This is a genomic window from Streptomyces sp. HSS9-12 (assembly GCF_054963655.1).
Genome location: NZ_JBUEGC010000006.1, coordinates 135,449 through 154,294, shown reverse-complemented (window position 1 = coordinate 154,294; position 18,846 = coordinate 135,449). Strand labels below are relative to the sequence as shown.

At 69.5% G+C, this 18,846-nt stretch carries 22 protein-coding genes and 1 pseudogene; 15 read left to right on the top strand and 8 right to left on the bottom strand.

Going from position 1 to position 18,846, the window contains the following annotated elements; all coding sequences use genetic code 11:
• Window positions 1-57: 57 nt before the first annotated feature.
• From ACY34J_RS05490 to ACY34J_RS05480, 3 genes are all read left to right on the top strand, one after another.
• The gene (locus ACY34J_RS05490) at window positions 58-690 is read left to right on the top strand and encodes a sigma-70 family RNA polymerase sigma factor (protein WP_462725341.1); all 633 of its coding nucleotides are present in this window, start codon (window positions 58-60) and stop codon (window positions 688-690) included.
• Entirely contained in the window at window positions 687-1,445 is a 759-nt protein-coding gene (locus ACY34J_RS05485; RefSeq protein WP_462725340.1) for an anti-sigma factor, read from the top strand. Before ACY34J_RS05490 ends, ACY34J_RS05485 begins: the two co-directional genes overlap by 4 nt.
• A gap of 308 nt (window positions 1,446-1,753) precedes the next feature.
• Complete coding sequence (locus tag ACY34J_RS05480; protein ID WP_462725339.1) at window positions 1,754-2,758, top strand: DUF3048 domain-containing protein; 1,005 nt, start codon at window positions 1,754-1,756, stop codon at window positions 2,756-2,758.
• 322 nt (window positions 2,759-3,080) lie between these two features.
• Here the strand turns inward: ACY34J_RS05480 and ACY34J_RS05475 are convergent, their stop codons facing one another.
• Window positions 3,081-3,497 (bottom strand): RNA-binding S4 domain-containing protein, encoded by a 417-nt coding sequence (locus ACY34J_RS05475; protein ID WP_462725338.1) that lies wholly within the window; start codon window positions 3,495-3,497, stop codon window positions 3,081-3,083.
• Between the two features lie 543 nt (window positions 3,498-4,040).
• Here ACY34J_RS05475 and ACY34J_RS05470 point away from each other — a divergent pair.
• Complete coding sequence (locus ACY34J_RS05470) at window positions 4,041-4,547, top strand: DinB family protein (RefSeq protein ID WP_462725337.1); 507 nt, start codon at window positions 4,041-4,043, stop codon at window positions 4,545-4,547.
• Between the two features lie 229 nt (window positions 4,548-4,776).
• Complete coding sequence (locus tag ACY34J_RS05465) at window positions 4,777-5,640, top strand: YihY/virulence factor BrkB family protein (protein ID WP_462725336.1); 864 nt, start codon at window positions 4,777-4,779, stop codon at window positions 5,638-5,640.
• Between the two features lie 44 nt (window positions 5,641-5,684).
• Here ACY34J_RS05465 and ACY34J_RS05460 read toward each other — a convergent pair whose 3' ends face one another.
• Window positions 5,685-6,503, bottom strand: a complete 819-nt coding sequence (locus tag ACY34J_RS05460; RefSeq protein ID WP_462725335.1) for an SAM-dependent methyltransferase — start codon at window positions 6,501-6,503, stop codon at window positions 5,685-5,687.
• A 272-nt stretch (window positions 6,504-6,775) separates the two neighbouring features.
• Between ACY34J_RS05460 and ACY34J_RS05455 the strand changes: the two genes are divergently transcribed.
• On the top strand, window positions 6,776-7,639 hold the full coding sequence (locus tag ACY34J_RS05455) for an adhesin (RefSeq protein ID WP_462725334.1): 864 nt from the start codon (window positions 6,776-6,778) through the stop codon (window positions 7,637-7,639).
• Here ACY34J_RS05455 and ACY34J_RS05450 read toward each other — a convergent pair.
• From ACY34J_RS05450 to ACY34J_RS05430, 5 genes are all read right to left on the bottom strand, one after another.
• Window positions 7,623-9,431, bottom strand: coding sequence for a phosphatidylglycerol lysyltransferase domain-containing protein (locus tag ACY34J_RS05450; RefSeq protein ID WP_462725333.1), 1,809 nt, complete (start codon window positions 9,429-9,431; stop codon window positions 7,623-7,625). The two genes, ACY34J_RS05455 and ACY34J_RS05450, sit on opposite strands and share 17 nt — an antisense overlap.
• Window positions 9,432-9,591: 160 nt before the next feature.
• On the bottom strand, window positions 9,592-10,500 hold the full coding sequence (locus ACY34J_RS05445; protein ID WP_462725332.1) for a M48 family metalloprotease: 909 nt from the start codon (window positions 10,498-10,500) through the stop codon (window positions 9,592-9,594).
• Entirely contained in the window at window positions 10,497-10,883 is a 387-nt protein-coding gene (locus tag ACY34J_RS05440; RefSeq protein WP_462725331.1) for a BlaI/MecI/CopY family transcriptional regulator, read from the bottom strand. The genes ACY34J_RS05445 and ACY34J_RS05440 overlap by 4 nt, the downstream gene beginning before the upstream one ends.
• 26 nt (window positions 10,884-10,909) lie before the next feature.
• A complete protein-coding gene (locus ACY34J_RS05435) occupies window positions 10,910-12,094 on the bottom strand; it encodes a glycosyltransferase family 4 protein (RefSeq protein ID WP_462725330.1) in 1,185 nt (394 codons plus the stop codon).
• Window positions 12,091-12,522, bottom strand: a complete 432-nt coding sequence (locus ACY34J_RS05430; RefSeq protein WP_462725329.1) for a hypothetical protein — start codon at window positions 12,520-12,522, stop codon at window positions 12,091-12,093. The genes ACY34J_RS05435 and ACY34J_RS05430 overlap by 4 nt, the downstream gene beginning before the upstream one ends.
• Before the next feature lie 159 nt (window positions 12,523-12,681).
• Between ACY34J_RS05430 and ACY34J_RS05425 the strand changes: the two genes are divergently transcribed.
• From ACY34J_RS05425 to ACY34J_RS05390, 8 genes are all read left to right on the top strand, one after another.
• A complete protein-coding gene (locus ACY34J_RS05425; protein WP_462725328.1) occupies window positions 12,682-13,410 on the top strand; it encodes a protein-L-isoaspartate(D-aspartate) O-methyltransferase in 729 nt (242 codons plus the stop codon).
• Between the two features lie 240 nt (window positions 13,411-13,650).
• Entirely contained in the window at window positions 13,651-13,791 is a 141-nt protein-coding gene (locus ACY34J_RS05420; RefSeq protein ID WP_462725327.1) for a hypothetical protein, read from the top strand.
• A gap of 1 nt (window position 13,792) precedes the next feature.
• Window positions 13,793-14,395, top strand: coding sequence for a PRC-barrel domain-containing protein (locus tag ACY34J_RS05415; protein WP_462725326.1), 603 nt, complete (start codon window positions 13,793-13,795; stop codon window positions 14,393-14,395).
• Entirely contained in the window at window positions 14,382-14,855 is a 474-nt protein-coding gene (locus ACY34J_RS05410; protein WP_462725325.1) for a PRC-barrel domain-containing protein, read from the top strand. The genes ACY34J_RS05415 and ACY34J_RS05410 overlap by 14 nt, the downstream gene beginning before the upstream one ends.
• A 153-nt stretch (window positions 14,856-15,008) precedes the next feature.
• On the top strand, window positions 15,009-15,242 hold the full coding sequence (locus tag ACY34J_RS05405; RefSeq protein WP_462725324.1) for a hypothetical protein: 234 nt from the start codon (window positions 15,009-15,011) through the stop codon (window positions 15,240-15,242).
• Between the two features lie 166 nt (window positions 15,243-15,408).
• The gene (locus ACY34J_RS05400; protein ID WP_462725323.1) at window positions 15,409-16,560 is read left to right on the top strand and encodes a baeRF10 domain-containing protein; all 1,152 of its coding nucleotides are present in this window, start codon (window positions 15,409-15,411) and stop codon (window positions 16,558-16,560) included.
• A gap of 286 nt (window positions 16,561-16,846) precedes the next feature.
• Complete coding sequence (locus tag ACY34J_RS05395) at window positions 16,847-17,056, top strand: hypothetical protein (RefSeq protein WP_462725322.1); 210 nt, start codon at window positions 16,847-16,849, stop codon at window positions 17,054-17,056.
• Window positions 17,057-17,529: 473 nt separating this feature from the next.
• Complete coding sequence (locus tag ACY34J_RS05390) at window positions 17,530-18,006, top strand: Hsp20/alpha crystallin family protein (protein ID WP_462725321.1); 477 nt, start codon at window positions 17,530-17,532, stop codon at window positions 18,004-18,006.
• Between the two features lie 81 nt (window positions 18,007-18,087).
• Here the strand turns inward: ACY34J_RS05390 and ACY34J_RS05385 are convergent.
• Window positions 18,088-18,474 (bottom strand): annotated as a pseudogene (locus tag ACY34J_RS05385) (PP2C family protein-serine/threonine phosphatase); the annotation flags it as partial.
• A 132-nt stretch (window positions 18,475-18,606) separates the two neighbouring features.
• Between ACY34J_RS05385 and ACY34J_RS05380 the strand changes: the two are divergent.
• Entirely contained in the window at window positions 18,607-18,825 is a 219-nt protein-coding gene (locus ACY34J_RS05380; protein WP_462725320.1) for a hypothetical protein, read from the top strand.
• Window positions 18,826-18,846 lie beyond the last annotated feature (21 nt).

Genomic DNA, 18,846 nt, shown 5'->3' with positions numbered 1-18,846 from the left:
GTGAAGCCCACAACAACACCAGGCGCAGCCACTGCGCGGCACAGGCGAAGGGCAGCTATGGGCATACACGGCTGGAGCGGCTACGGCACAAGCGGACAAGGCGGACCCGCCACGCAGGACCCCAGCCACGGGCACGGGCCGGCCTCCCGCAGCCTGACCGAACTCATGGCACAAGTCGCAGCCGGAGACCAGCAGGCCTTCGCCACCCTGTACGAACACCTCTCAGGCCCCGTCTTCGGCCTGGTCCTGCGACTCCTGCGAGACCCCGCCCAATCCGAAGAAGTCACCCAGGAAGTGATGGTCGAGATATGGCGCACCGCCACCCGCTACCAGCCCGACCGCGGCAGCGTCATGACCTGGGTCATGACCCTCGCCCACCGGCGCACCGTGGACCGCATACGCTCCGAACAAGCCACCACCGGCCGGGAAATCGCCAACGCCGCCCGGCACACCACCCCGCCCTACGACGACGTCAGCGAACAAGTCGAACGCCGACTGGAGACCGAACAAGTACGACGCTGCCTGCACACCCTGACCGAACTCCAACGCCAAGCCATCACCCTGGCCTACTACCGCGGCTTCACCTACCGCGAAGTCGCCGCATCCCTCTCCGCACCCCTGGGCACCATCAAAACCCGCCTCCGAGACGGACTGATCAGACTCCGGGACTGCATGGGAGTAAGCGCATGACCAGCCACGACGCCCACGCCCTCACCGGCGCCTACGCACTGGGCGCCCTACCGGAATCCGAACGCCAGGCCTTCGAACACCACCTGAATGCCTGCCACATCTGCACAGTAGAAGTACAGGAACTCACCGCCACCGCCGCCCGACTCGGCACCGCCACCGCCTGCCCACCCCCACCACACCTACGCCAACGCGTACTAGCCCACATAGCAACCATCCGGCAACTACCCCCCCATACACTCACACCCCCCACCCCCCCATCAAACACCAAACCCACCCCCCGACGACTCCCACGTCTACTCCTCGCCGCCTCCCTCGCCACCCACATCACCCTCGCCGCCACAACCGCCTGGCAATACCAACAAGCCCACCAGGCCCGGACCCAAGCCCACCAAACCCAAACCCACGCCACCACTCAAGCTCAACAAATCGCCAACATCCTCACCGCAGCCGACACCAAAACCACCACCACCACAGCCAACGGCGCCACCGCCACCATCGCAGTCTCCCCCAGCCACAACAAAGCCGCCCTCTTCACCACCGGCCTCCCCCCCCTCCCGCCACACCGCACCTACCAACTCTGGTACGCCCAGCACACCCACATGCAACCCGCCGGACTCCTCCACCACAACGGACAACACCTCCTACCCGAACACCCCACCAACACCACCGCCATCGGCCTCACCATCGAACCCACCGGCGGCTCCCCCCAACCCACCACCCAGCCCCTACTCCTCCTCCCCCTCCCCACCCCATAACCCCCACCCACAACCCCGACCCCCACCCCACACCCGAACCCAGCACCTCCCGCCGACAGTGCCACTCAGGCACCCGAGACCCCACCACCCCGGACCGCCAGCACCACCAGCCCCCGACCGCCAACCCCCTCCAAAGACCCAGGACGACACCGCAACCACCCCACCAGCCACCAGACGCCCCCGCCCGCGCACGCCACCAGGGTCGAAAAATGGTGACAAAACACCCGATATCGGGTGTGCAGGGAGAGGCTCATGGGGAACCCGTGCACCGCTTTACCTGATGTGACCCATGAGCAAAGGAGCAGGCCATGCACACCAGGCGCAGCATGGGACCGGTAGCCGGATGGCTCGCCGCAGCGGCGGCCCTGGTCATGACCGCCACCCTGGCCACCAGCCCCGCCACCGGACAGCAACACCACACCCCCACCACCGGGCCACACCCCGCCCAGCCAGCCCAGCCCGGACAGCAGACCTCACCCTTCACCGGACTCCCAGCGCGCCCCGGCCCCGTCCTCGCCGTCAAAATTGACAACGTCGCCGCCGCCCGGCCCCACACGGGCCTCCAAGCCGCCGACCTCGTCTACGTCGAACAAGTCGAAGGCGGCCTCAGCCGAATCCTCGCCATCCTCTCCTCCCACCTTCCCCCCACCCTCGGACCCGTCCGCAGCGCCCGCGAATCCGACATCACCCTGCTACGCCAGTTCGGCCGCCCCGCCCTCGCCTACTCCGGCGTCCAAACCGGACTCAACCCCACCCTCCAAGCTGCCCCCCTCAACCTCGTCAACCCCACCACCGCACCCAACGCCTTCTTCCGCACCGCCAACCGCCCCGCCCCCTTCAACCTCTTCACCCGCCCCCAACAAGCCCTCAAGGCCGCACCCGGCACCAGCAACTCCAAAGACATCGGATTCCGGTTCGGCTCCCCACCCCCCGGCGGCACCCCCATCCCCAACCGCACCGTCCGCTACCCCGCCGCCCAATACACCTTCACCTGGAACCCCACCCAAAGACGCTGGCTCATCTCCTTCGACAACAAACCCGCCACCACCACCGACAACGGCCGCCTTAGCACCGCCACCGTGATCATCCAACACACCACCATCCGCCCCTCCCGCTTCCACGACCGCAGCGGCGCCGTCTCCCCCTTCACCCAAACCACCGGCACCGGCACCGCCGACATCCTCCGCGACGGCAAGACTTTCCCCGCCCGCTGGAATCGCCCCAACCCCCAATCCGGCACCACCTACACCACCCCCACCGGCATCCGCATCAACTTCCCCCGAGGCCCCGTCTGGACCCTCTACACGCCCTAACCACGACGAACCCACAGGACGCCCGGGAACCGGCCGGCAGCCCGAGGCACCGGCCCGGGGCACCCGCCCCAAGGCAGCACCACAAAACCGGCCTCGTTCACCAACTCGGCGACGCGGTCGGGAGACAACCGATGAAAGTCCAGAGACACCGCATGGCCAACGACTCCGCCACATGCAGAGGCTCGTCACCGACCTGGAAGGCAAGCAGCAGGTAGCCACCTGGGCACAGCACCCGGTGGGACTCGGCGAACACCACCGACAACCGCTCCGCCGGGGTGTGGATGATCGAGTACCAAGCGACGACGCCCCCGGGCCCACACCGTCAGGGCCAGACGGGAGTCGACTCCGGTCCCCCCTCACCCTCGGAACGACCGCGGAGACGGTCAAGGTCACGCCTGTCACGCTTCGTCGGACGCCCCGCGCCGCGGTCACGGCGGCCAACCGCCATCACCATTTCGCGGTCCGGCGGTGGCGGGCTGTTGTCGATGAAGCACTCCGCAGCGACGGCCGCCCCGACCCGCTTCCGCACCACTCGCTGGACGACAACGATCCTGTCCCGCCCCGCGTGGCGCAGCCGCACCTCATCCCCGGACCGCACCGCGTGGGCCGGCTTGACGCGCTCACCATTGACGCGAACGTGACCCGCACGGCAAGCCGCAGCGGCCAGCGAACGCGTCTTGGTCAACCGTACGGACCAGATCCAGCTGTCGACCCGCACCGTTCCCTCTTCCGAAGCCATACCACGACCCTAATGCCGGGGCTCCGTACGGACGTCCCCCTCACCGCTTGCCCGAGGCCGACGGTCGGTGACGCCCCCGAGCATCCCCGTATCGCCAGGGCCCGGGTGCGCCACAGTGCAGAAGCGATTCGCACATCACCCCCGCCCCTGCGCCTCAGCCGCACCCGCGCCGGCACGCGGCGCGAGTGCGGGCTCGGCGTCCCGTCGCCGCGGTCTGCGCTGGTAGCAGTCCGCACACAACGGAACCAGGCGTGGCCCACCCGCGGTCTCCACAACGGCCTCCAATCCCGCCACAGCCGCCGTCGGCACGTTGCACAAGCGGCACAGAGCAACACCGGCACTCACCAATAGACCATCCACATCGCTCATAAACCCCTAACGCCCCCAGAGGCCGCCAGTTCCGCCCCGACCACAGTGGGACGGCATCGCTGCGAACGACTGCTCCGCACAGCACGACCACCACGCCAATGGTTTCCATCCCGGCGGAAGAGTGCGGCGAGGCTCGGGACGGGGCAGCATCGTGACAGTCGAAAGGAATCACCAGTGGCCACCGAGCGAATCAGTCCGCCCCTGATCGCGGATGAGCGTGAGATGCTGCGCGCCCACCTGGACTTCCAGCGCGCGACGCTCGCCCTGAAGTGCGACGGCCTCTCCGACGAGGACCTGCGCCATCAGTCGATGCCGCCCTCGACGCTTTCGCTGCTCGGCTTGGTGCGGCACATGGCCGAGGTGGAGCGCACATGGTTCCGCAGGGTGATCAATGGGGAGGACATCCGCTTTGTGTGGTCGGACGACCGCGACTTCCAGGCGGCGTACGACGCCACCGGCGCCACGCGGTCCGAGGCCTTCGACGCCTGGCAGGCGGAGATCGAGCACGCCCGCCGGATCGAGGAGGAGGCGGAGTCACTCGACGTGACCGGCTACCAGCCCAGGTGGGGCGAGAATGTGTCCCTGCGGTTGGTGATGGTGCACATGATTCACGAGTACGCCCGGCACAACGGGCATGCCGACTTCCTGCGTGAGGCAATCGACGGGACCGTCGGCTTCTGATACGCCCGCCTGAACCCGCGGCACCCCGGACAGAAAGACCTGTCTTCCCACCCGCATGGTTCAAGGATCATCCGGTGGGCATTCGCAGCCGGGGTGTGGAGGCGAGCCGTGGTACCCGGCGCCATCGCGAGTCACGCCCACCCGGCGGACTGAACCGGAAGCCCGCCATTCGGAGGCTCGAAGCGTCCACTGCTACCCGGGATCCTGGCGGGCGGGGTAGTCGAGATGCATGCCCCACAAACCTTCCGGCCCCGAGCACCACAGGTCGCTGTACACCCGGCTGCGCCATGCCTTCCACCGTTCCCCGGCCGGGCGGAGCTGGCGTCGGGGCAGCGAACTGGAGCTGATGCACCGCGCGATGGGGTTCGCGGCGCTCGGGTTCCTCACGCTGGTGCCGCTGCTGATCGTGGTGGCCGCGGCGGATCCGGCGAACGGCCACGGGTTCGCCGAGTGGCTGGCGGACGGTCTCGGTGTGTCGCCCAGCTCGCGGGGGGAGGTCAAGCAGCTGTTCGCTCCACCCCGGCAGGCTCTGGAGACCACGACGGGCTTCAGCCTCGCGGCACTGGCTGTCTTCGGACTGACCTTCGGCGGGGCGGTGCAGACCGGATACGAGAAGGTGTGGGAGCTGCCCCCGAGCCGCTGGCACACCGCCTGGCGGCATCTGGTGTGGCTCGCCGCCCTGATCGGCTATCTCCTCGTCTCGGCCCACGTCACGCTGGGGACCGTGGGCATCGTCGGGATGGGCGGAACCGTCCTGCGCATCGGCATCACGACGCTCACCTCCCTGCTGTTCTTCTGGTGGTCCCAGCGTCTGCTGCTCGCCGGGCGGGTCAGCTGGCGCGCCCTGCTGCCCGGGGCCGCGGCCACGGTGGTCGGGCTGTTGGGCCTGCGGGTGTTCTCCCGGCTGGTGTTCTCCCCGCTGATCGCGTCCAGCGCCGTCACCTACGGGCCCATCGGGACCGTCCTCGTCGTGCAGTCCTGGCTCGTCGGGGTGGGATTCATCGTCTTCGGCGGCGCTCTGGTGGGCCGCATCCTCCACGAGGAACATCCCCGGCACCGCGCCGGCCGCCGGGAAGAGACCTCACACGGGTAGCGGCAGCCGGTCACGCACTACTACCTGGCGAGTCCGGCCACGGACTACTTCCTGGCGAGTCCGGCCACGATGAGCTGCTCCCAGACGGTGAGCTGGTGCTCCCCCGCGCCGATCCGCACCACTGCGTCCGCCGTGTCCGGGCGCCACAGGGTGGTCGGTACGATGCCGGGCTCCAGGATCTCCAACTCGCCGAAGAGGTGCCGGATCTCCTCGTCGCTGCGCCACCGTCCCCGGCCGAACGTGGCCTGAAGCACCGCCTCGGCCTCCGCTGTCTCCGGGTTGTTGCCGCTGCGGAAGTGGCTGATGAAGAAGTAGCTGCCGGGCGGAACCTGCTCCTGCCAGTAGCGGACGACGGCGACGGGGTCTTCGTCGTCGTTGAGGTGGTGCAAGATGGCGCTGAGGATGACGGCGACGGGCTCGTCGAAGTCGATCAGGGCAGTGGTGTCGGGATGCTGCCGGATGGCGTCCGGGTCGCGGACGTCGGCCTGGATGACACGGGTGTGCTCGTTGTCCTCCAGCAGCGCCCGGCCGTGTGCGAGGACGATCGGATCATTGTCGACGTAGACCACGCGGGCGTCGGATATGTGGCGCCCGGCGATCTGGTGGACGTTGTCGGCGGTCGGCAGCCCGCTGCCCATGTCGACGAACTGCCGTACCCCCGCCTCCCGGGCGATGTCCCGTACGGCGCGTGCGAGGCCTTGCCGGTTGCTGTGGGCGATGGCCACCGAGCCGGGCAGATCGTGCTTGAACTTGTCCCCGATGAGGCGGTCTACCTCGTAGTTGTCCTTGCCGCCGAGGAGATAGTCGTAGACCCGGGCGATACTCGGCTTGCTCTGGTCTACTCCGGGAACGCCCTCGGCCATGACAAGTGCCCTTCGTACGAACGGGGTTGCGTCGTCGCCGACATCGTAGGAGATGAGCGGGCCATTCGGCGCCCGTTCGGCGGGCCTGGGTGACCTACTGGGGAGCCGCCCGGCGGTCGCGGAAGCGGGGGTTCAACTCGGGCTGCCAGACCCCTACCTAGGGCTCGTCACCTGGTGCATAGTGTCGCTCCATGGCATGTGATCAGTGCGGCGGGCGTGCAGGACAGTTGCCGGGCCTGCTGTGCTCGTGCCAGGCGGCCCGGGGCCCATGGGTGGCGCGCGAGAGCATGTACGGCCGTTGGAAAACCGTCCCCCGCGGCCGGAAGATCGCGGTGGTCTCGGCCGCCGTCCTTCTGCTCCTCGGTGCCATCACGGCGGCGAACCGGATCGCGGCTCCCGCCCCGGAACCCCCCAAGGCCGGTACGGAACCGGACACCGAGTTCCGTACGGATCCGAGCCTGATCCTGCCGACGGGTGTCGCCCCGCAGCCCAGCCTCACCAAGTCGGCCAAGCCCACGGCGGCCAAGGCCACTGACACCGAGCCTGCGAAGAAGAAGAAGAAGAAGCCGACCGCGACGAAGCCGGCGGAGAAGAAGCCTCCGGCGGGCGGCTCCGGCACCTTCACCGCGTGGGCGGGCCGCGGCTGTCAGAGTCCGGCCGGCTCCGGCTACGACGAATTCGGCAGGTACTCCGACGGTATCGAGGGCTGGTACACCGTCAACTCCGCTCCTCCGTCCGGCGCTCCCTGCGATGGCACCTTCTCCGCCGTTCCCATGTCGGGCAGCCGCAGCACCGACCACGACAACCGGGTGATGTGGTGGTGGACCGTGGGAGGCGGCTACGACCGGTGCGCGCTCTCGGTCTATGTGCCGACCAGCGCCGACAGCCGGGATGTCGCGGGCGACCCCACGACGTACCAGGTGCTCGCCGCCGCATCCACCGACGCCGCGCCCTACGGCAGCTTCCAGATCGACCAGACCGCCAACCGGGGCCGTCTCATTCCCGTCGGCACCTGGCCGGTCGTAGGCGGCCGCCTCGCGGTGCAGATGCTCGACCGGGGCCAGGACTGGGACCACAGCGGCCCCACCTACGCCCACCACGCGGCGGCGCAGCTGAAGGTCACCTGCCGGCGGTGACGGTGTGCCGGCGGCGGAAGAGTGCCGGCAGGCTCGGCGCGGTGATGAAGCCCTCCGCGCGGGCGCTGGCGATGCCGATCCGCGGGATCTCACTGCTCTTCTCGAACAGCAGATACCGGGGCTCCCAGATCGGCCGGTACTTGGCGTTGGCCCGGTAGAGGGACTCGATCTGCCACCAGCGGGAGAAGAAGGTGAGCACCGAACGCCACAGCCGCAGCACCGGTCCGGCCCCCAGCCGCGAGCCGCGTTCGAAAACGGACCGGAACATGGCGAAGTTCAGTGACACCCGCTCCACGCCGACCTCATCGGCGCGCTGCAGCAGCTCGATGATCATGAACTCCATCAGGCCGTTCTCGGAGTTGCGGTCCCGGCGCATCAGGTCCAGTGACAGCCCCGTGCTGCCCCAGGGCACGAAGCTGAGCAGGGCCCGCAGCTCGCCCGCGCTGTCGTGGCATTCCAGCATGACGCAACGGCCGTCGTCGGGGTCGCCGAGGCGTCCGAGCGCCATGGAGAAGCCGCGTTCGGTGTCGCTGTCCCGCCAGTGGTCCGCCTTGTCGAGGAGGGCGGCCATCTCGCTTTCCGGTATGTCCTCGTGGCGGCGGATGCGCACGCTGTAGCCGGCCCGGCGGACTCGGTTGTGCGCCTGCCGGACCCCGCGCATAGCCCGCCCTTCGAGGGTGAAGTCGGCGCGGTCCACGATCGCCTCGTCGCCCAGTTCCAGGGCGTCCAGGCCGTGCCGGGCGTAGATGGTGCCGGCCTCCTCACTGGCGCCCATCACGGCGGGCACCCAGGCGTGCTGGCGCGCTTCGTTCAGCCACTGCTCGATAGCGCCAGGCCATGCCTCCGGGTCGCCGATCGGGTCTCCGGAGGCGAGGCTGACACCGCCCACCACCCGGTAGGCGATCGCCGCTTTGCCGGTCGGCGACCAGATGACGGCCTTGTCGCGGCGCAGCGCGAAGTAGCCCAGCGAGTCCCGCTCGCCGTGCGCCTGCAGCATCTCGCGCAGCCGGTTTTCGTCCTCCTCGCTGAGCAGCTCGCGGCCGCGTGGGGCGCGGAAGCACGCGTACAGGACGAGCAGGAAGGTCACCGCGATCAGGAGGTTGATCAGGACGTCCACCCAGCCTGGTGCGTCGACGGTGGCGAACCTGTCGGCCAGCGGGCCGACGGTGACTCCCCGCAGCAAGGTGTAGGCGATCAGGTCGCCCAGCGACGCGCCCGAGACCCGGTTGGTGACCCACACCAGCAGGGTGCCGATGGCGCCCCACACCAGGATGCCGCTCACCAGGACGGCCAGCGCCAGCGCCGGGTTGGAGCGGTCGCCCTTGGCCCGGAACTCCTTGCGTCCGACCACCAGCGCCAGCACGAACAGGCCGGTCAGCAGGGCTGAGAACCAGTTGAAGCCGTGCCTGCGGTACTCCTCCTGGGTCAGCGCCAGCACGTACAGCGCGAACAGCGGCCCGGCCAGCAGCATGTTGAAGATCCACGCGGCCCGTTTACGGCGCCGCATCACCACGGCGAGGAAGAGAGCCAACGCCGCGGAGACCAGGCCGGCGGTGGCCAGGTACGGGGTGAAGTACTGGCCCGCGTTGTGCTCGCGCACTTCCTCGCGGAAGGGCACCGAGACGACTGCCACCAGGTTGAGCAGCGCGACAAGACGCAGATACCAGACCGTGGCCTGAGCTGCCCGCACCCGCAGCCGTGAGCTTACGGGCGGCTGGTCGTGGCGTTCGGGGACCCGGCTCGGCCGTGGTTCCTGCTGTTGCGTGGTCCGTGCTGGCTGCTGTGCAGACACGCTGGGGCGTCACCTTTGGGTGCTAGATGGGTGGATGTGGCGGGTGGGGCAGTTGGAGCTGGACGCGTAGCTTTCCAGCGGCCCGGGCTTCAGGGAACCCCGGTTCACTGAACGGCGGATTGCGCCTTGATCACAGCATGCTCGTACCGTGCGGATCTTGCTATGTGGGCAGTACGGGCAGTACTCGGGCGAGCAGGTGCAGGAAGTCACTGGTCGCGTCGGCGGCTCCGAATGCGGCGACGGCTGCGAGGGCGAGGACTGCCGCGGCCCAGGCCCGGGCGGGCGAGGGCGGCGCGGCCTGCAGGGCAGCGACACGGCGGGTGATGGCGAGCCGGGAGAAGTGCAGGGCGCATCCGACGCTGCTGCGGCGGGAGAGGAGGGCCGCTCGGGCGAGCGCGCGGGCCGCCGTGGTGCGGTCGGCCACGGTGCCGGCGGCGTGCTCGTCCGCCCAGCGTTCCAGCAGGAAGGCGACGGTGTCGCGGAGCGGGACCAGGAACGGGTTGAGGGCCGCCGCGAGGTCGACGGCCAGCCGCAGGCGGTCGTGGCGGTGCGACAGGTGGGAGCGCTCGTGCGCCAGGAGGACGTGGCGTTCGCGCGCGTCAAGTCCGGCGAGCATCGTGGAGGTGACCAGGATCCGTCCGGGCGGCCCGGGGATGGCGAATGCCTGCGGGGTCGGGGATGCGGCGACGATCATTTCCGTGTCGGCCGCGTACGTCTCGCTCAGCCGCCTCAGTGCCCGGCGGGTCGTGCGGTGGGCGCGGATCACCCGGTGCACCCGGTACAGGCCGATGACGATGAGGACGGCCGCGGCGACGGCGATGACCTGCGGGACCGGATCGGGGATCTGGACGCGCTTCTCCCTGGCCTCCGCGATCAACGGCGGCGACTCGTCGATGAGGGTTCCCGCCAGCAGCAGCATCGCCCAGCCCGAGGCCACGGCGGTGACCGCCCCGGTGATGGTCAGGGCGCGGGCGACGTGTGCGGGCGCGAGAGGGCGGGCCGCCGCGAGCGGACTCGCCACGGCGAGCAGCAGGGACAGCAGCAGAGGGATATAGACGTCGAGCCTCACGGACCGTGGCCTCCACCCAGGAATCCGCGCAGCGCCTGCTCCTCGGCAGCACTGAGTCCGGTGACGAACTGCTGGAGGGCTGCGATGGGGTCCGGCCCCCTGTCGAGGGCCTGGTGCATGACCTCGGCGGTGAGTTCGGCGGCGTTCTTCGAAGGGCGGTAGGCGCCACGGCGCCCATCGGCGTCGCGGATGACCAGGCCCTTGTCGTACAGGCGCCTCAGAATGGTGTGCACGGTGTTGTACGCCAGGCCGCCGCCGAGTTCTGCCTGGATGTCGGCCGGAGTCAGGGGCTTGTCGGTCGCCCACAGCGCGGCGAGCACTTCGCTCTCCAGCTCACCGGGATTGCGCCGCTCCCCCACGCCGCGGGGGCTGGTTCCTGCCATGGGGCCACCTTACATCTCGTAGGGTCCTACGCTGCCGGGCAGGATGTGGGGGACTCCTGTGCATGGAGCAGCTCGGTGAACAGAGCCTCCCACCGGGGCCGGATACGGTCCATGCTGTAGCGGCGGGCAGTGGTGGCCGCCCGCTCTCCCATGGTCTTGCGCAGTTCTTCGTCCTTGACGAGGCGGTTGATGGCGGAGGCCAGGCCGGCGGTGTCGCCGAGGGGGACCAGCAGGCCGTCCTCGCCGTGGCTGATGATCTCCTTGGGCCCTTGGGGGCAGTCGAAGCTGACCACCGGCACCCCGTGGCTCATGGCTTCGGCGATCACCATGCCGAAGCCCTCGTGCCGGGAACTGAGGGCGAAGACGGAGGCCTTGGCCAGTTCCTCGTCGAGCCGGTCGGTGGAGCCCATCAGGTAGACGTGGTTGTACAGGTGCTTGCGGTGAATGAGTTTGCGCAGCCGGTCGCGCTCGGGGCCGGAACCGTAGATGCGCAGCTGCCACTCGGGGTGGCCACTGACCACTTGGGCGAACGCTTCGATCAGCGTGTGAAAGCCCTTGGCCTTGACCAGCCGGCCGGCGGCGAGGACCAGTGGCCGGTCCAGCGTCGAACGCTGCGGATCGGCGTCGGCGAGCGGGTTGGGGATGCTCTCGATGCGCACCTCGGCCCCGGCGAGCGCCGCACGGTAGTCGGCCTCGTCGGCGGCGGTCAGGACGGTGACGGCGTCCAGGTCCCGGTACCACCGGTCGATCTCGCGAGCGAGGTCCGGCTTGTGGTGGGCGTAGTGCAGGTGCTCCTGGCCGACCCTGACCACGGAGGCGGGCCCGAACCGTGCGGAGAGCAGATTCAGGGCGGGCCGGGTGGTGACCAGCACCCCGCCCTGAAGGGAGCACAAGTAGCGGGTGATACGCCGGTCGGTCAGCCGGTTGAAGCGGTCGTAACGGACCTCGGCGGTCGGCACCAGGCGGCTGGCGCCGCGCATCATGAACGCCTCGACCTGGCGCCGCCAGGCAGGCGTGGCATCGGTGATGTCGATGAGGGGATGCAGGCGCACCCGGGGGTCGATGCGGAATGCCGGTGTCCGGCGCTGCCGCCAGACGCTGGCGATCTCCACCTCGTGGCCGGCGGCGGCGAGTGCGTTCGCCTGGTTGACCACGGTGCGGACGGTGCCGCCGACCGTGTAGGCGTTGAGCAGCAGGAAGCGGATCTTCACGCATGCTCCTTCCGGCAGCTGATCGAGAGGTTGTCCGTGATCGTGTAGAAGGGCTTGAGCCGCATGCCCGCGGCGGACTGTGCCGGGTAGGTGAAGATCTGCTTCTTGCCGACGATGTCGTCCAGATGGCGTCCCAGCCGCAGGAGCTCTCCGTGGCCGGGCAGGTCGAGGTAGAGGTCCCAGGTCTGCCGTTCCGCTGTGCACGCGCGGGCCAGGGAGTCCAGCGGGATGCGCGTTTCGAAGCGGATCCCCTGTCCGGTCGCGGGTAGGCGCACCTCGGCCTCCTGCGGTGCGCGGGCGCGGATGACCAGGGTGCCCGCGCCCGAGTCCGTACCGACCGCGGTGCCGCGGATCGAGATCTCGCCGCCGCGCGGCCAGACCTCGTCGACCTCGGCCTGCGGCAGTGCGGGAACCGCGACTGCGTCCATGGCGAGCGTTCCTTCCACGTTCTCCCCTACGCCTTGTAGTGTTTCCGAGGGAGACCCTACATGGTGTAGGGGGGTGCTCGTGACCGACGAGGCCACATGTCGCCGGATGAGCGGCCGGCTCGGCGCTTACCCGCGGCGGACGCCAGAATGCGGGTGCTGATGAGCGCGATGACCGCATGGCCGAAACGTACGATCCTTGACACGGGGGGATCGGAGGCGGAGGCGATGCAGTACCGCCGCAGCGGACCCTCCCCGGAGGATCTGGTGCGTGCCGCCCGTGCCGCAGGCGTGACGGACGACCGCGTGCTGGAGGCCGTCCGCATCACTCCGCGAGCGCGCTTCGTCCCGGCGGGCCATCTCGCCTCCGCGTACGCCGACGAGCCGATTCCCATCGCCCACGGCCAGGTGACAACGCAGCCCTCGCTGGTCGCCATGATGATCGCCGCTCTCGGGCTGACCGGCGGCGAGCGCGTGCTGGAAGTCGGTACCGGCTATGGCTTCCAGACCGCGCTGCTGGCCCGCCTGGCCGCGTACGTCGTCAGCGTCGAGCGGTGGCCGGACCTGGTGGCGGAGGCCCGGCGCCGCCTGGCCGGCGAAGGTCTGGAGAACATCGAGCTCGTCGTCGGCGACGGAACCCGTGGTGTGGCTGCCGGCGCTCCGTACGAGGCGATTGTCGTGTGCGCGGCCTTCCCGGAGGTGCCCCCGCCGCTGGTCGCACAGCTGAAGGTCGGTGGCCGCCTCGTCCAGCCCATCGGGCCGGGCGGGCTGGACGAGGTCGAGCTGTACGTGCGGGGACCGCAGGGCCTGGAGTACCGCAGGAGTATCGTTCCCGCCCGGTTCGTCCGCCTGTACGGCGCCCATGGCTATCCGCCCGGCGCTCCGGGCTGAGGCCGGGTGCGCGGTTCAGCGGCGGCGCGGCTGTACGTCTGCGGTGGCGCGGCTACGGCCCCGCAGGCTCACCAGGCGCTCGGCGCCGGCGAGTTGGTCTTCCAGCGGAAGGTCCGGCCGTGCCGTAGGCCGACACGCGAAGTGACCCGGCCCTGGCGCGTGTGGACACCGGGTAGGCGGTAGCTGATGCTGGAATGGCAAGTCCGGGGCTGAGCGTGACTCGAAGGGGAGTGATGCGCGATGGACTGGTGGGTGTGGCTCCTCATCGTTGCGGCCGTGGTGATCGTGCTGGCCGGATCGGCGATGGGCGTCCAGGCACGTCGCCGCACCGGCGGAGTGATCGCGGTGCGGCGGCACAGGCGTACGGCGAAGCGAGGCTGACATGACCGCGCTGATGCGGGCCACCACGATCACCAAGCGCCCTGTCGTCACGCTCGGCGGTGAAGCTGTCGCGCAGGTCAAGGATGTCGTCTTCGACAGCGAAGGCGGGCACGTCATCGGATTCACGCTCAGTGGACGCAAGCGGCTGTCCGGGCCGATGAAGCAGAGCCTGCCGTGGCGGGGCGTGCACGCGCTCGGGCACGACGCCGTCATGATCGCGAGTGAGGACGCGTTCCAGGAGGGCGCGGAGGTGGTCGAACACCCCGACGCCAAGAGCGAGGGCGGGGACGGGAACGGGAACGTGCTGGGAGCACGGGTCCTGACCGACCGCGGCAGCGAACTGGGCTCCATCGTCGATGTGGTGGTCGACGCCGGAGCCTCAATCGCGGATGTGGTCGGCTACGAGATCGCCCCCGCCAAGGCAGGCGGCCGCCGGAGGCGGACCACGTTCATCCCGCGGGTCGAGACCTCCGCGGTCTCCCGCGAGGCGCTTGTCGTCCCCGCGGCTGTGGCGGACTTCGCCGCTGAGGACCTGCCAGGCTTCGAGACCCAGGTGCAGGCGTTCCGAGCCCACTTCCGAAAGGGGCCCGATGCTGTTCAGTGAGACCGCCGGCCGCTCCGTGGTCAGCGTGGCCGACGCGGCCACCGTCGGCGTGGTGGACGGCTTTGTCGTGGATCCGGCAACGGCCCGGGTCGTGGCACTGCGGCTGCGCAAGACCAAGGACGCCCGGAACATCCTCACCTGGCCTCGTATCCACGCCATGGGACAGGACGCCGTCATGGTGGCCTCGCGCGACGAACTCGAGGGCCGCGAAGCGGGCAGCCTCGGCGAACTGACGGCCGAACGCCACAGCCTGCCCGGCAAGCGGGTGCTCAGCGAACGCGGCAACGAACTCGGAGCGGTCAGCGACGTGGATTTCGATCCGGAGACCGGCTCCGTCCTCAGCCTGATCACCGCCCAAGGGGAGATCGCCGGCAAGGAGATGATGGGCGTCGGCTCGTATGCCGTGGTCGTCCACGAGAGCGCGTCACCGCAGCCGAAGGAGTCGCAGGCGCCGGAGTGACGGACGTGGCCGGTGCGGCATCAGCGGGCCAGGCTGGCAGTTGCTCGTGTCGGCCGGCGTACGTCACCCGTCCAGTTCCTTTCGGTCGCTGCCGCGGGTGACGCGCGGTCTCATGGGAGTGCCTTCCATGAACCTGGTCCGAAGGAGACGCCGATGCATCAGATGCGCGCCGAGCGCGAATCCGGCTCCGTCGGCTCCGACCAGACCACGGTGCTGTGGCATGTCATCGGACGCGCTGCCGACACCGCGCTGTGCGGCCGCCGGCTCGATGCCGTGGCCGAGGCCGTCCCCGGGCACGACGCCGAGGACGAGACGGACCGGTACTGCGCACCGTGCATGGCGGCCGTCTACCGGCTCCAGGCATCAGAGGAGCTGCCACCTCAGTAGCCGCGGGACGGCGAGCCGGATCGTGCCGCAGCTCTCTGCCCGTCTCCGGGGACGTCAACGCCACCTCCGACAAGCGGCTGGACATCCCCACAGTGCTGTTTTGCCCGAGTAGGCCGTGGAACCCGGGTCCAGGCGAGGCGGGGGCCCAACGGGAGGAGCAGCAGAGATGATCACACAGGAGACGATCGACAGGCTCTTGCGCTTCGAGGAGCCCAGATTCCCGGTGGTCTCGGTCTACGCGCGGGTCGACGTGGATCCGGCCGTTCGCAGGGAATTCCGCGCCCGTGTGATCGACCTGTTGGACCAGATCCGGCCGATGGCCGACGACACCTCGCTCGACCACGACGTACGGATGTCGCTGCGTCGCGACATGGACCGGATCGCGGAGGCGGCCGAGTTGGAGCGTACGAAGCCTGGAACGGCCGCGTTCTTCTCGTGCAGCGGCCGGGATTTCTTCGAGGAGGTTGAGCTGCCACGCCCGCTGCGCGACAGGATCCAGGTCGACGCGACACCGTGGATCCGCCCGCTGGCCGCGGTGCTGGACGAGTACCACCGCACCTGCGCGGTACTGATCGACAAGGCGTGGGCGCGGGTGTGGGAGCTGCATCTGGACGAGATGCAGGAGATCGAGGCGTTCCAGGACCGGACCATGCGGAAGACGGCCTACGCCGTCCCCTTCGAAGAGCCCCGCGTCCGCAACAAGGCCGACGAACTCGCCAAGCTTCACTACCGGCGGACCGCGGGTCTTCTGGCCGAGCTGTTCCGCGGCAGGGGGTTCGATCTGCTGGTCATCGGCGGCCACCAGTACGAGGTGTCCGCCTTCATGGAGTTCCTTCCCCGCGAGCTGCGCGAACGGATCGCGGGCACCTTCCCCATCGACCCCGACACCGCCACCCCGGCCGAGGTCCGCAAGGGCGTCGACGCCGTCGTCCAGGGCTACGAGCAGGAGCAGCAGCGTCGCCTCGTGGACGAAGTGCTGGAGGCCGCGGCCGCCGGAAAACCGGCCGCGGTCGGGCTGCGCCCCTGCCTGTGGGCGGGGTCGGTCGCCGCGGTGCAGAACCTGCTCGTAGACGACGAGCAGGTGACGCCAGGCGTGGTCTGCGATCGGGACGGCTGGCTGGCGCTCGAGGGCGGGACCTGCCCGCTCTGCGGTGAAGCCACCCGGCACACCCCCGATGTCATCGACGAACTCGTGGCGACGGTGATCGACGAGAGCGGCACGGTCAAGCATGTGAAGACCGAGACCCCGTTGCGCGAGCACGTCACCGCCGCATCACTGCGGTTCCCGCTGCCGCCCGAGCCCCAGTCCCAGCGCTGACATACGGCCGCCTTGACTGCGTAGATATCTGGGCGAAAGATGACATATAGGACCGGTCAACCGCAGGAGGCGCCGCAACGTCCGCGAGACGTCCGCGGGCACGCGTGACGCCTCCTGGGTACCGGCCAGGCTCCCGGCGGCTCCTGTCAGGATCGGAGCCTTCAGTGACGACTGAGCTTCAGATGTTGATGGGAAATTCCGGGGGCCGTCTTGTGTCTGCTTCCGTCCCGCTTTGTGGTACCGGACACGGCGACGCCGCGTCGGCGCCCGACCGAAGGAGAGACCCGTGGGCGGCAGCATCGACACCGCGGCCCTGCGCGCTGCGGTCCGCACTGCCGAGCGCATCCTGGAGAACGCGGCCCGGGAGGCTGAGCAGCGGTACCCAGACGACCCGCGCGCCCAGCGCGTAGCCGAGATCGGGATGCTCAGCGGCGCGCTGAAGGCATTGGTCGACGCGGTCCGGCCGTTCATCCGGGAGAAGGAGGCCGGGCGGTGACCACCGAGGGCGGACCACCGTACATCTGGCCACGGTGCACAAAACGCCCCCGGCCGATGAAGCGTCAGCTCATCCCGCCCCGGAAGGCGGTTGGCACGTCGCCCGCTGGACCGGCAGCGGTCCCGAAGCAGTGCTGCACCACATCCGCGACGACCTCATGCTCACGTCGGCGGACGCCTGCGCAATGACGCGGCCATGGTGGCGGTCCGGCGCTCACCCAAACTGCAGCCGGGCCACCCATCAGGAAGATCGTCCATATCGGCGGGATTCCCCGCAACGCCGACGCAGCCCCGGACCCCTGAGCCATGTCCCGCCCTGCTCCGGGCCAGGAATGATCAATCCGGCGCAGCCGTCCGGTTGACGCCCTGAGACGGGTGTGACCACGAGCCGACCGGGTACCTGAGTCACTCGAAAGCGGACCTTATGGGGCAAACTCTCAGAGAAGACGGAGGTGGGCCGTTATGACGGTTCCCGTGCGACGACAGCGACCGGTCGGAACGCTCGAGCGGCGGCTCCCAGGCTGGGGCAGGGACCCTCTGAGCGAGTTCGATGATCTCTTCAGCCGTATGGGCGCGCTGCTGGAGTCCACGGTCGGCGGCGGTCTCGCCCCGGCCGAGCAGTTGGCGTGGGCACCGCCCGCAGAGCTGACCGAGACCGCGGACGCCTACGTGGTCGAATGCGAACTACCCGGTGTCAAGCGCGAGGACATCGACGTCGAGATCAACGAGCGGGAGCTGCACATCACCGGCGAACTCAAGGAACCCGAACGCAAGGGGATCATGCGGCGCGGCAACCGCCGCTACGGCCGGTTCGACTACCGGGCGGTGCTGCCTGGCGAGGTGAACGCCGAAAACGTCAAGGCCACGTTGAACGACGGAGTGCTCACGGTGACCATCCCCAAGGCAGAAACCAGCAAGCCCCGCCATGTGGAGATCACGATGGGGGAATGATCCTCCCTGCCGGTCGCCTGGGGTGATGCGCTCACCCCGGGCGGCCGCTTTCCTGCCACCGCGGCTGCGAGGCCGTCCGGGTCACGGCGGGCCGGGGCGGGCGATGAGCAGGGCAACGTCGTCGTGGTCGCCCGGGTGCCGCAGAGCATGCAGCAGCAGATCGCAGGTCTCCTCCAGCGGGCGGTGCGGGTCGTCCAGGAGCTGGAGCAGGACGTCCAAGCGCTCGTCGATGGGGTGGTCCCGGGTTTCGACCAGGCCGTCTGTGTAGAGGACCAGCTGGTCGCCAGGGCTCAGGTCGATGGTGGTGGCGCTGAAGGGGACGCCACCGACGCCCAGCGGTGCACCGGTGGGCAGGTCGACCAGTGCGGGCGGGCAGCCGGGACGTACGACGGCGGGTGGCAGGTGCCCCGCGGTGGCGAGATGGCACTGGCCGTCGTGGGGGTCGTACACCGCGTAGACGCAGGCCGCGCTTCACCGCCACGGTCGGCATTCCGCCGACGGCCTGCACACGCTGAGCGGCCGCCGGCATTCCGGATTCTGCGCCCGTGCGACCGTCAGGCGCCCTGGCGTTCGCCCGCGTCACCGCGCACCCTCGAACACATGGGGGACACGAAGACACCGCCCACGGTGTGCGATGAGTGCGGACACGCCGACCCGACGGTCCGCGATCTCGGCTTGCGGACGCCGTATGCCCTGTGCGACCCGTGCTTCGACGACCTCGTGGCCACCCGCACCCTTGCCGGGCCCCTGCCCCTCTCGCGGGTCCTCGGCGACATGGCTGCCGGCACGGCACGGAACCACCGGGGGAACCGCGCGTAACGCACCCCGTCCTGCACGCGG